This is a genomic window from Brevibacillus laterosporus (genome assembly GCA_007833815.1).
Classification (GTDB): Bacteria; Bacillota; Bacilli; order Brevibacillales; family Brevibacillaceae; genus Brevibacillus_B; species Brevibacillus_B laterosporus_D.
Genome location: CP033464.1, coordinates 4,941,819 through 4,954,413 on the forward strand (window position 1 = coordinate 4,941,819; position 12,595 = coordinate 4,954,413).

At 42.7% G+C, this 12,595-nt stretch carries 10 protein-coding genes and 1 riboswitch; all 10 genes read right to left on the reverse strand.

The window, feature by feature from the left end; translation table 11 throughout:
• Window positions 1-33 precede the first annotated feature (33 nt).
• A complete protein-coding gene (locus EEL30_24355) occupies window positions 34-1,026 on the reverse strand; it encodes an ABC transporter ATP-binding protein (GenBank protein ID QDX95147.1) in 993 nt (330 codons plus the stop codon).
• Window positions 1,027-1,029: 3 nt separating this feature from the next.
• Complete coding sequence (locus EEL30_24360; protein ID QDX95148.1) at window positions 1,030-2,043, reverse strand: ABC transporter ATP-binding protein; 1,014 nt, start codon at window positions 2,041-2,043, stop codon at window positions 1,030-1,032.
• 15 nt (window positions 2,044-2,058) lie between these two features.
• Entirely contained in the window at window positions 2,059-3,012 is a 954-nt protein-coding gene (locus EEL30_24365; GenBank protein ID QDX95149.1) for an ABC transporter permease, read from the reverse strand.
• 3 nt (window positions 3,013-3,015) lie between these two features.
• Window positions 3,016-3,942 (reverse strand): ABC transporter permease, encoded by a 927-nt coding sequence (locus EEL30_24370; protein ID QDX95150.1) that lies wholly within the window; start codon window positions 3,940-3,942, stop codon window positions 3,016-3,018.
• 196 nt (window positions 3,943-4,138) lie between these two features.
• A riboswitch (SAM riboswitch) is annotated at window positions 4,139-4,238 on the reverse strand.
• Window positions 4,239-4,408: 170 nt separating this feature from the next.
• On the reverse strand, window positions 4,409-5,887 hold the full coding sequence (locus tag EEL30_24375; GenBank protein ID QDX95151.1) for an MFS transporter: 1,479 nt from the start codon (window positions 5,885-5,887) through the stop codon (window positions 4,409-4,411).
• Between the two features lie 45 nt (window positions 5,888-5,932).
• On the reverse strand, window positions 5,933-7,054 hold the full coding sequence (locus tag EEL30_24380; protein QDX95152.1) for a mandelate racemase/muconate lactonizing enzyme family protein: 1,122 nt from the start codon (window positions 7,052-7,054) through the stop codon (window positions 5,933-5,935).
• Between the two features lie 15 nt (window positions 7,055-7,069).
• Window positions 7,070-7,840: a molecular chaperone DnaK gene (locus tag EEL30_24385; GenBank protein QDX95153.1), complete on the reverse strand. Its 771-nt coding sequence runs from the start codon at window positions 7,838-7,840 to the stop codon at window positions 7,070-7,072.
• A gap of 157 nt (window positions 7,841-7,997) precedes the next feature.
• Window positions 7,998-10,784 carry an isoleucine--tRNA ligase gene (locus tag EEL30_24390; protein QDX95154.1) on the reverse strand — a complete coding sequence of 929 codons (2,787 nt, stop codon included), beginning with the start codon at window positions 10,782-10,784 and terminating at the stop codon, window positions 7,998-8,000.
• A gap of 445 nt (window positions 10,785-11,229) precedes the next feature.
• Window positions 11,230-11,712: a DivIVA domain-containing protein gene (locus tag EEL30_24395; protein ID QDX95155.1), complete on the reverse strand. Its 483-nt coding sequence runs from the start codon at window positions 11,710-11,712 to the stop codon at window positions 11,230-11,232.
• Window positions 11,713-11,817: 105 nt separating this feature from the next.
• Window positions 11,818-12,591 (reverse strand): hypothetical protein, encoded by a 774-nt coding sequence (locus EEL30_24400; protein QDX95156.1) that lies wholly within the window; start codon window positions 12,589-12,591, stop codon window positions 11,818-11,820.
• Between the last annotated feature and the right edge of the window lie 4 nt (window positions 12,592-12,595).

A 12,595-nucleotide genomic window follows, 5' to 3' on the forward strand; every position in this document is an offset into this window, starting at 1 on the left:
GATGGTTCCTCCTCGTCAATCTCTCTTTTTTTCTTAGTGGTGCAAGTAGCAAGCCGTCCAGTGATCCGGCTTCACCTCCCTCCACTCTGGTTTAGACTCTCTACAGACCGGCATTGCAACTGGACATCTAGTCGAAAACGGGCAGCCAATCGGTGGTTGAAGAGGACTTGGTAGCTCGCCTGTTAATACAATACGTTCTTTCTCTGCCAACTCCGTCGTAGATGTTGCTGGAATAGCAGACAGCAATGCTTGCGTGTAGGGATGCAAAGGCTCTTGGAACAATGTCTCGCTATCTGCTACCTCCATCATTTGACCTAAATACATGACACCAATTCGATCGCTGATATGCTTCACCATCGCTAAATCATGCGCGATGAACAAATAAGTAAGCCCTTGTTCCTGTTGCAAATCTTCCAATAGATTGACAATCTGCGCTTGAATGGAGACATCAAGAGCAGAGATGGGTTCATCTGCCACAATAAAAATAGGCTCCACAGCTAACGCCCGGGCTATCCCGATCCGCTGTCTCTGTCCTCCACTAAATTCGTGAGGATACCGTTTCGCATGTTCTGGACGCAAGCCCACTTTTTCCAAAAGCTCATAAATCCGTTCAGTACGCTTTGATCCTTTAGCAATGCCGTAAGCGTCAATGCCCTCTCCGATAATGTCACCTACTCGCATGCGTGGATTTAAGGAGGAGTAGGGGTCCTGGAAAATCATTTGCATATTCCGATCGAATTCGCGCTTTTCTTGACGACTGTAGGTTGTAATATCTTTGCCAGCAAAGCGAATTTGTCCCTCTGTGGGCTGATACAATCCGACCACTGTACGTCCCAGCGTCGATTTTCCGCTTCCACTTTCCCCCACCAGGCCAAATGTTTCACCTGCTTTAATGGACAACGTAATACCGTCTACCGATTTCACCGTTTGATCGGAGCCTAAGGAAAAGTATTTTTTCATGTTGCTTAGTTCTAAAATTACTTCAGGTTGTTCTCTATATTCTGTTATTTTAACGTTTCGTACCATTTCCTAAGCCCTCCCTGCTACTCTAAATTCTTGTTGTCGTGGAGACCTTGGATCGTGCAACCAGCAGCTTGCCTGATGCGTAGATGAAAATGTGGTCGTCTGTGGTAGATGATCCACGCAAATTTCCATCGCATAGGAACATCGAGGAGCGAATGGGCATCCTTTTGGCGGAGCAAATAAATCAGGCGGAGCTCCTTCAATCGGAACTAATCTTTGCTTCCCAGCTTGATCTAGCTTTGGTACCGAGTCCAGCAGCCCTTTCGTATACGGATGGCTCGGCGATTCAAAAATCTCATCTACTGTCCCTGTTTCTACGATTTTACCTGCATACATCACTACAACGCGTTGAGCCATTTCTGCTACGACACCTAAATCATGAGTGATCATAACGATCGAAGTATCCGTTTTTTGTTGTAATTCAAGTAGTAAATCAAGAATTTGGGCTTGAATGGTCACGTCCAAAGCTGTTGTTGGCTCATCAGCGATCAACAACTGTGGATTACAGGCTATCGCAATGGCAATAACGGCCCGCTGACGCATTCCTCCAGAGAATTCATGTGGATACTGATGATATCGCTTCTCTGCTTCTGGAATACCTACTTGGTGCAACAGCTCGATCGCCTTTTGCTGTGCCGCTTGTAGGGATAGACCTTGGTGCTTTACTAAGCCCTCTGCAATTTGCTTACCAATTTTCATCGTTGGATTAAGTGAAGTCATCGGATCTTGAAACACCATACCTATTTTGGAACCTCTGATCTCTTGCAACGCCTTTTTGGACAAACCCGCAATTTCTTGACCAGCAAAGCGTATGGAGCCTTCCGTTCTGACACCGTTTCCTGCCTTTACCATCCCCATGATAGCCTGCGCTGTAACTGATTTACCGCAGCCACTCTCTCCAACGATCGCTACCACTTCTCCTTTATCCACAAAGAACGAAATGCCACGAACAGCCTGAACCTCTCCTCCATATGTCTTAAAGCCCACTTGCAATTCGTTTATTTCTAACAAATGATTCATGATTACCCCTCCCCTCTATTTTTTATTTTTAGGATCAAGTGCATCTTGTAATCCATCTCCGAAAGCATTAAACGCAAACATGGTTAGGGAGATAAATAGTCCTGGAAAGAAAAGTCTCCACCACTGTCCGTTTAAAATAACACCAATTCCATCGTTGGCCATTGTTCCCCAGCTTGCATTAGGTGCTTGTACACCAAGACCTAGAAAGCTTAAAAATGATTCAGCAAAGATGGCTTGTGGTATCGTAAAGGTCAGGTTAACAATGATAATTCCTAAGGCATTTGGCAACAGATGCTTCCAAATAATTTTGGCGTGAGAGGTTCCTAATTTTTCCGCTGCTAGCACAAATTCTTGCTGTTTTAACTGCAACACTTGACCACGTACTAAGCGAGCCATACCAACCCAGCCTGTTACTGATAGGGCAATAATAATAGTAGACAACCCTGGTTCTAAGACCACCATCAATAAAATAACTACTAACAAATACGGAATTCCATACAAGACTTCCACGATCCGCATCAGGATGTTGTCAATTCGATCCCCCATTTTGCCTCGCCCTGCCATATAACCCGAGACGCCGCCTACAGCTACACCGATCAACAAATCGATGGTAGCTGCGATACAACCTATGAATAGGGAAATTTTCCCACCTGCCCATGTGCGTGCCCACATATCTCGTCCCAAATCGTCTGTTCCGAACCAATGTGTTTCGGAAGGTTTTAGATTCCCTAGCAACAAATCCTGATTTGCTGGACTAAAGACTACAAGATGAGGACCGATGAGCGAAAGCATAATCACTAAAATCAATAAGCTGAATCCGAGCATTGCTAGCTTGTTCTGAACTATTTTTCGTACCATTTCTTTTCCATAGCTTAGACTTGGTCGCTCAATTCGATTCTCTTCAAAAATTCGCTTATCTACAGGTCGAAAAAGATGATCTTGTTCAGAATGGAGTGAAGATTGCGCCATATCTTAGTCCCCCTTGCTCGTAATTTTAATTCTCGGGTCCACTAGTCGATAAGATACGTCAATCAAAAACAATGACAAGATCAGGACCATGCTATAAAAGACCGTTGTTCCCATCACAACTGGGTAATCACGATTAAAAATGCCATCTACAAAATATTTACCAATGCCTGGAATAGCAAAGATTTTCTCAACCACGAACGTGCCGGTAATCAATGCTGCAAACAAAGGGCCGATAAACGTCAGAACAGGAATCAATGCATTGCGAATCCCGTGTTTCACTACTATCACAAATGTAGTCAAGCCTTTTGCCTCCGCCGTCTTCATGTAATTCTGACTAAAAACCTCAAGCATACTAGCCCGAACAAATCTAGCAATGATTGCCATTGGACCAACTGCCAAAGTAACTGACGGCAAGATAGAGTGCTTCCAAGACCCCCAAGAAGCCGCGGGCAAGAGCTTCCAGTCAACTGCAATCAATTTGATTAGCAACGGAGCTAAAATGAAGCTTGGGACAGAAATCCCGATAATAGCGATAAACATAGAAACGTAATCTAACCACCTGTTATGATAAAGCGCCGCGATAATCCCCAAGGAAATACCGAGCGTCAATGCCAAGAACAACGATTGCAAGCCTAGCGTAGCTGATACGGGAAATCCGGAAGCGATCAGTGCATTTACATCACGTGATTTAGATTGAATGGAAGGCCCTAAATCAAATTGGACCAAATCCTTTAGATATAACAAATACTGTTGGGCAATTGGTTTATCCAAATTATATTTTTCTCGCATATTTTGGACTACATCTGCTGGTAGCATTTGTGAATCAGTCGCAAAAGGATCACCCGGTATAAGATGCATAATGACAAAAGTTAGTGTCACAATAATCCACAATGTAACCAGCATAGTGAAAATTCGTTTTAACAGATACATGCATAATTTCCTCCACTTCTCTTCATAACCCCATTTATATATCGGAATACTTGGTTATATGCTTGTAAGAGTACATATCTCCTTCACAACCTGTCTTTATTACATGTAATTTGGTGTTTTTTTACAAAAGGAAAATTTATGCAAAAAAGCCCTTCTCTCTAAGAAGAAGGGCTTCATGTATATGTATGTGCCATTCTTCTTATCTCTCAGAAATTTCTGCTGGATTTAGCACCTTTTGAATGAATCAAGGTTGCCGGGTTTCATAGGGCCAGTCCCTCCACCGCTCTTGATAAGAAGTTGTATAAAGTTATCGGAATCAATTTATAAATCATCATATCATCGTTACCTAAAATGTCAATAGAATCATACTGATTTTTACATTTGTTTATTATTGTTAGTAGTAATTTTTTTATATAGAACCTTGCCACAACAGAAAAAGCCTCCTCTTCGGAGGCCTAATGATCTATTACGATTTCTCTTTTTCTTTTTTTGTAAATACTTTTTCAAACAGATCTCCTGGGTCCAAACCCAATTCTTTTTTTATCTGCTCCTGTTGTTTTTGCTCCTTTGTTTCCTCCCGAATTTCTAACAACACTGTTATTTCATCCAAAGCCTTTTGATCCACCAGCTTCTTGTCCTGTGAGGATTCTTCTTCGTTCGAACCTGTTGAGCTTCTCGCATCAGTCGGACTTCTCACTGTTGAAATCTCTTTTGCAGCCCCTTCCTCGGTAGCTCCATTTGAATCTGTAGCTTTTTGTGGTGTTATGGTAAAAAAAGCGATTATGGCAAATAGTAGCGTGACTGAGGCAATCGAATAGAACATGACCTTAGTCGAAAATCCCAACAACCAGGTGAAAATCGGTGGCCCTAACGCTACTCCAATAAAACGCACACCATTATACAAAGACGTAATCATTCCACGCTCTGTCTTAGTAACCGCCCCAATGATCATGGAATTGAGGCAAGGTAAAATCATTCCTGTTCCCACGCTACCAAATACAAGAATTCCAATTAAGAAATAGACATTGGATACAAAGCTTGCCCCTGCATAGGAGAATGTAAGTAGGAGCATTCCCGTAATAATAAAGTAGCGCATCACGGTTAGTTTCTTTTTAATAATCGCCCCTGTAATAAAAGCCATAATACTCATGGCTAGCAAGGGAATAGCTAAAAAAGCTCCTTTTAACACACCATCAATTTTGTAGGTTTCTTCCAGCAAATCAGATAGATAAAAAAGCACGCCAAACAGTGTAGATAAGCATATGCTCCCGATAAAAAAGGCCGGAATTAGCCACTTGCCGTTTTGTTTAAATACCTTACCAATCGAACCAAGGTACTCTTTCACTGACTTAGGCTGTTTTTTTTGTTTTTTTTCTTTTACTAACAATAAAAAGATGACTAGCACCACAGCGCAAATGACTGGAAACGCCAAAAAGACAGCATACCATGTCCATAAAGCAAATAGAGAGCCTAAAATCGGACTTAACACTTTACCCAAGCCGTTGGAGGTTTCCAATAATCCAAGGGCTTTACTTTCGGAAGCACCATCAAATAAGTCTCCTACTAAAGCCATAGCAATAGGCGATGTCCCTGCTGCACCTATTCCCTGTAACACCCTTCCTAAAATAATCAACCAATAGGGATTCGTTACCCACAATGCCGCTAATCCAGCGAGCAAACCGCCTGCTCCATATAAAGTAAGAGCAATCATTATAACCACTTTCCGATTAAACCGGTCAGATAAGTAACCTGCCAATGGAATAATGATTCCAGCCGCAATAGAAAAGGCTGTAATCAAAAAACTGGTTTGGAAAGAAGTAAGGTGCAACTCCGCTTTCATTGTTGGTAATATGGGAATTAACATAGAATTCCCGAGAACCATGACCAACGGAACACCCGTTAACCCTATGAGATTTTTCGAGTTGTTTTGCGATTGAGCCATCATACGTCCTCTTTTCTTAAACGATCAACGTAATCATGAAATGACAACTTAGGCTTGATACATACTACCATCCCAGGTATAGTGAGCCAGAATGTCTGTATCGATCTCTATACCAAGTCCCACTCCTGTTGGCAACGTAACAGTTCCTTGCTGTGCTGAGAGAGGAATCAACTGGGTAAAGGGATTCTCCATAACGTCCCACTCAACAGGTTCTATTTCATCCCCTGTCATCTTGCTCCATGCAGGTAGACAGGCTTGCCCAAACAATGCATACAGCCGTGTTAAGGCACCGTCAAATACATGTGGAGAGACACGATAACCAAAACTACGCACGGTTAGCAACGTATGACGATACCCATCTATTCCATCCTCATGCATAGGATCAGGCTGGGCAATGTCAATCGCTCCGATCTGACACAGGCTGTGAAAAGCCTTTACATTTAGGATGTTTTCTCCACCAGCTAATGGAATAGATAGCTTAGCCCGTAATAAAACATAATCATGTAAGCGGTCCATCGGCATAGGTTCCTCTAGCCACAACAGATTACTCCATTCTGAAAATAGTTGTTGCCATGCTCCTACACCAGCCACGTCATAGCTCTGATTTGCATCCAAGGCAAAAGACATTTGTGAGCCAAGCGTTGCCATTAAGAGATTTACATGAGCTTGGTCCTCCTTAATAGTCCTACCACCAATTTTAACTTTTGCCATTTGAAACCCACTAAGTAAGGCCTGTTCTACTTGCTCACAAGATTGTTGTTCCCAGTTAGGCGTATCACGATACGATTGAAAGGAAGCATAGACAGGTATCGTATCTCGCCACATCCCTCCATATAGATCGCATACCGACAGCCCCCCACTCTTACTCACAATCTCCGTCAAAGCCATACTAACGGCGGCAGCAGCTCGTTGATGCCACTTTTTCACGACCGTAACCAGTTTGCTTCGATCCGTTGCCTGCTTGCCAATCAAGTAAGGAATGATTCGTTTTCGAAAGCCTATTTCAAGCGTCGGTAGCCAATCAATACATTCTCCCCAGCCTTCCAGCCCAGAGCGTGTCACGATTTTAATCATGTAACAGGAACGATACTTTTTATAGCCATTAGCATCCCCATAAGGTTCACGTAACCTGTGCAGGCAGGGGTATGTCTCGACCCGTTCAATAATCAACAGAATACCTCCATATTATAAGTTGCTAAGATCGTCATCCGCTTCCTGCTTGGCCAAATCATCCAAGTACTGCTCATATGACATAATTAGACCCTTTCCCTCGTTTTGGGCCATGTACTTATCATACGTGTGGCTCCGCATAAAATGAACGCTGTCCGGTCCTTGGTAGCCGTACATATCAGTGTAACCAATTTGCTCCACAGCTTCTACATAGCCCTCTGCTTCGTCTGACTCAATATACATATGGTTGTAGTCTGTTTTATCGGAGTCTTGAAAAGAAAATGGTGTACTGGAGGTTCCCCACGATTCTACAATTTGCCATGCATCTTCCCCGTCAAAGAAATTCGTATCTTTTTCATCCATCGAAGTTCGCCCAAAGGCTGGCTTCAAAAATTGTTCCTCAATAGGACGCTGATTGTTAACAACAGGAGCTGGAGCATGTTCTTTGCACGTCAGCGCTTGTGGCAATGCTTCTAATCTCTCCGTTGGAATTTCTTTTCCACAGACAGTACAAATCCCATACGTACCCGCATTCATGCGCTCTAGTGCTTGATCTATCTCGTTTAATGTTTCACGATCCAGTTGGTACAACGCAATATCTTTTTCCCGCTCAAACAATTCAGAAGCAACATCTGCAGGATGATTATCATATGTGGAAAGTTCAGAGGTAGCTTGACCCATAGCACTTTTCATTCCATAGTGATCGTTCTCCTCCAAACGCTTCATTATGCTCTCTTTCTCATCAAGGAGTCTTTCCTTTACATGAGCCAGCATCTGTTTATCCATCTGGGCACCATCCTTACTTAAAAATGTAGAGCTCTCTCGTTTTGGTAGTATGCCCGACAAAAAAACGTTCTTACTAGGGAATTTTTTTCCCTGATAAGAACGTTCTTTGTAAAACGAATGAAATTGGTGCCCAATATACTAATCGATACTTATAGTTTTATTCGGTTACATGTGAAAAATGTTCATCAACAATCGTTGCACAACGCTCGCATGTAGATGGGTGTGATGCCACTTTCCCTACATCTTCCTTCACGACACGGCAACGTTCACACTTCTCGCCTTCAGCCGCAAGTACAACTACAGAAATACCTTCTAGTTTAGTACCTTCCGCAGGGGCTTCTGTACCAGCTTCATGCATTTCAATATCTGCCACGATGAATAGATCTGCCAAGAACTCCATATTCATAAGTGTTTGGTAAACCTCTGCTGTGTGTGGATATAGAACCAATCTAGCATCAACGGAATTACCAAATACTTTGTTACGGCGTGCTTCTTCCATTGCTTTTAACACTTCATCGCGCACTTCTAAGAAAGCTGTCCATTTTGCTTGCTCTTCTGCACTGAACAAATGTTGTTCATTTACTTCCGGCATATCGGTAAGCTGTACACTCGCCTCGCTTACGCCTGGGATGTAACGCCATACCTCATCTGTTGTATGCGGGATGATTGGAGACAACAATTTCACTAGATTAAGCAAGATATCATACATAACCGTTTGTGCTGCACGACGCTCTTCATTATTTGGTGCTTCTACATATAAACGATCTTTGGAGATGTCCATGTAGAAAGAAGAAAGCTCAATGGTGCAGAAGTTATGCACAGTTTGATATACAGTATGGAATTGATATTCATCATATGCTTTGCGTGTACGTTTTACCATCTCTGCCGCCTTTGCCAACATAAAGCGATCTAGCTCAGGCAAGCGATCGTATTCTACGCGATCTTTAGCTGGATCAAAGCCATCCAGGTTACCAAGCAAGAAACGGAATGTATTGCGGATTTTACGATATACTTCTGCATTCTGTGCAAGAATCGCATCAGAAATCCGGTGGTCTGATTGATAGTCAACAGAAGAAACCCACAGACGTAAAATATCAGCTCCTAGCTTGTCTGTTACTTCTTTTGGCACAATCGTATTACCAAGTGATTTGGACATCTTACGTCCTTCACCATCCAATGTGAAACCATGGCTCAAGATGCTTTTATATGGCGCTTGACCATGAACAGCTACCGAGGTAGATAAAGAGGAGTTGAACCAACCACGATATTGGTCAGATCCCTCTAAATACAGATCAGCAGGCCAGCTTAGATTATCACGTTGACGCAATACTGCCTCATGTGAGGAACCCGAATCAAACCAAACGTCCATGATATCTGTTTCTTTACGGAAATCGTTGCAACCGCAAGCGCAAGTCAATCCTTCTGGAATTAATTCAGACGCTTCACGAGCAAACCACACGCCAGAACCTTCTTTAGCAAACAAGTTAGCGATATGATCAATGGTTTGTTCATTGATGATCGGTTCGTTGCACGCTTTGCAGAAGAAGATTGGAATTGGTACACCCCAAACACGCTGACGAGAAATGCACCAATCATTACGATCTGCCACCATGTTAGCAAGACGAGTCTCGCCCCAATGTGGAGTCCATTTCACATCTTTAATGGCTTGTAGCATTTGGCTACGGAAACCTTCCACAGACGCAAACCATTGCTCTGTCGCACGGAAAATAATTGGCTTTTTCGTACGCCAGTCATGCGGATAGGAGTGAGTGATAAAGCTTAATTTCAGCAAAGCGCCGTTTTCTTTCAGTTTTTCAGATACCACTTTGTTGGCATCTTCATAGAACAACCCTTCAAAGCCCGGTGCTTCTTTCGTCAGTTTCCCTTCATGATCCACTGGGCACAGCACTTCGATATTGTATTTTTTAGCAACGTTAAAGTCATCTTCCCCGTGTCCTGGAGCAGTATGAACACAACCCGTACCAGCGTCTAATGTGACGTGATCACCCAAAATTACTGGGGAAATACGATCATAGAATGGATGTTGTGTCTCAATTCCTTCTAAGTCAGAGCCTTTGAAGGTTTGAACGGTTTCTACTTGCTCCCAACCAATTTCTTTGGTTACGGATTCCACTAGACCAGAAGCCACTAAATATTTATTCCCATCTGCAACCACTACACTGTATTCCAATTCAGGATTTAGCGAGATTGCCATGTTAGCTGGAATGGTCCAAGGAGTAGTTGTCCAAATGATAACACCTGTGTCTTGATCTAGCTTGCCCTTTCCATCCTTCACCATGAAACGCACATAGATAGAGGCAGAACGCTTGTCGTAGTATTCAATTTCTGCATCGGCTAATGCAGTTTCAGAAGATGGAGACCAATATACACAACGCAGACCTTTGTAAATATAGCCTTTCGTTGCCATGGCACCAAACACACGGATTTGCGCTGCTTCATATTCAGGTTGCAGAGTTACGTAAGGATTTTCCCAATCTGCGCGAACACCCAAACGTTTAAATTGTTCACGTTGTTTTTCTACATAGCTCCACGCATATTCTTCACAACGTTTGCGGAAGTCGTTTACTTCGATGTTACGACGATCTAATTTTTGTGCATTTACGATTGCTTGCTCAATTGGTAGACCATGTGTATCCCAGCCTGGAACATACGGTGCGTAAAAACCAGACATGGATTTGTAGCGAACGATAAAGTCTTTTAACGTTTTATTTAAAGAATGACCAATATGGATATCTCCGTTCGCGTAAGGAGGGCCATCATGTAGAATAAAGCTTGGGCGGTCCTTCGTACGCTCCAAAACTAGTTTATAGATGTCCATTTCTTCCCATCTTGCTTCTACCTCAGGTTCACGTACGGGCAAATTTCCACGCATAGGAAATTCTGTTTTTGGCAGGTTAAGCGTTTTTCCATAATCGATACTCATCTGTATTCACTCCTTGATTATAGTTACGATACCAGTCTTATTGCCGGGTGATTACAGGCCCATTAGCATGTATAGCTATTTTTACTCAACAAAAAAAGCCTTTCTAATCCCCGTAGGGACGAGAAAAGCTTCCCGTGGTACCACCCTAATAAACATGATTTGGCAAAATGTCTAAGCCTTTTCATGTCCACTCATTCATTCGTAACGTGAATGTAACGCTCACCTAGTCGCATCATTTATGATGCTTTCAGATATGAACTCCTGGGTGATCTTCAAGGGTCAACTCCGTCCAAGCTTTCACCACCCGCTTGGCTCTCTGTTACGGATTACTTACACCTTTACTTTCCCAATCATCGTTGTTCGTTATATGGGTAAAAACTGAATAAAAACTTGGTATACATTATAATTCCATCTTTAACAGAACGTCAATGCTTTATTCCTTTGGTTACCCTTCATAAGAAGAATCCATTTTTTGTAAATCGTCCCAATCGCCGTTCTCCAGCATTTCCAATTGTGCTTCGAGCAACGTGCGAAAACGCATGCGATAGACGGAAGCACGTTTTTTCAGCTCTTCAATCTCAATAGCTACCTTACGTGATTTAGCCAAGGCTTCATTGATAATTCGATCCGCGTTCTTTTCAGCTTCTTTTAAAATCAACTGCGATTCTTTACGCGCGTTGGTTCTCACTTCTTCTGCGGTTTCTTGAGCAACTAGGATTGATTTACTCAAATTTTCTTCTAAGTTCTTATAATGGTCCAAACGCTCAGTTAACAGCGACATGCGCTCTTCAACTTCCCTTTTTTCCTTGATCATAAGCTCGAAGTCTTTAATGATTTGGTCCAAGAACTCATTGACTTCATCCACATTATAACCGCGGAAACCGGAACTAAATTCCTTATTATGTATATCAAGAGGCGTTAATGGCATAGACAGTTCCTCACTTTCCCCGTTTTCTTATGTTGGCAAGTTACCCCATACTTTCGACAGTTTCTATAAAAAATCCTGCCACACTTCGGGAAAAAATGCGAGTAATCACGTAAATATAAAGGCGGTCAGACGTAAGCGCCCACTCTTAGTTGGTCCAGTTACCTCAGTAATTTCAAATCTCCCGAAGCCACCAAGCGAGATCATATCACCTTGATTAATACTATGCGAGGGGTCTTCAACTACCTTATGATTCACTTTGCATTTCCCAGCACGAATAGGAAGCAACGCCTTAGCTCGTGAAAGGTTACATACCTCTCCAATAATAGCATCAAGCCTGGCAGAGAGCACAGTGAAGCTTTTGTTTTTCCCCTTTTTCTCGGATGCTTTGACATCCGTTAAAGGTAACTCTTGTAAGCTAACTGGAATGCGATGAATGTGAGTAACCTGCATACGAACAAAATCAGCCACTTCTTCGGCTACAACCGTTTGACATGTTTCTCCGTTAAGCAAAATATCACCGAATTTTTCCCGTTTTATGCCTACATGTAACAATGCGCCCATTACATCCCGATGCTCCAGTGCAACAAAACGCTGGTTACCCGTAATTTCAAACAAACACAAGCGAAAATTGGCATCCTCAGGTACGATATAGGCGGGATGCAACAAAACGCGCACCCTCTCTGCCTCATCATATCCACCGGAAGCCGATACTTTGACGTCCTGGACTTGTGATGTAAGACTTTGTAAGATAAAAAGTTGGCGTGGATCAAGAAAATCCGTTAAGCGTGTGATCTGCCGCTCTTCTACTAGCCTTAGCATTTCCAGCGCCCGTTCTACGAAAGGATATTCTTCTTTTTTAAAATGATGGTAAATACTCATCTGC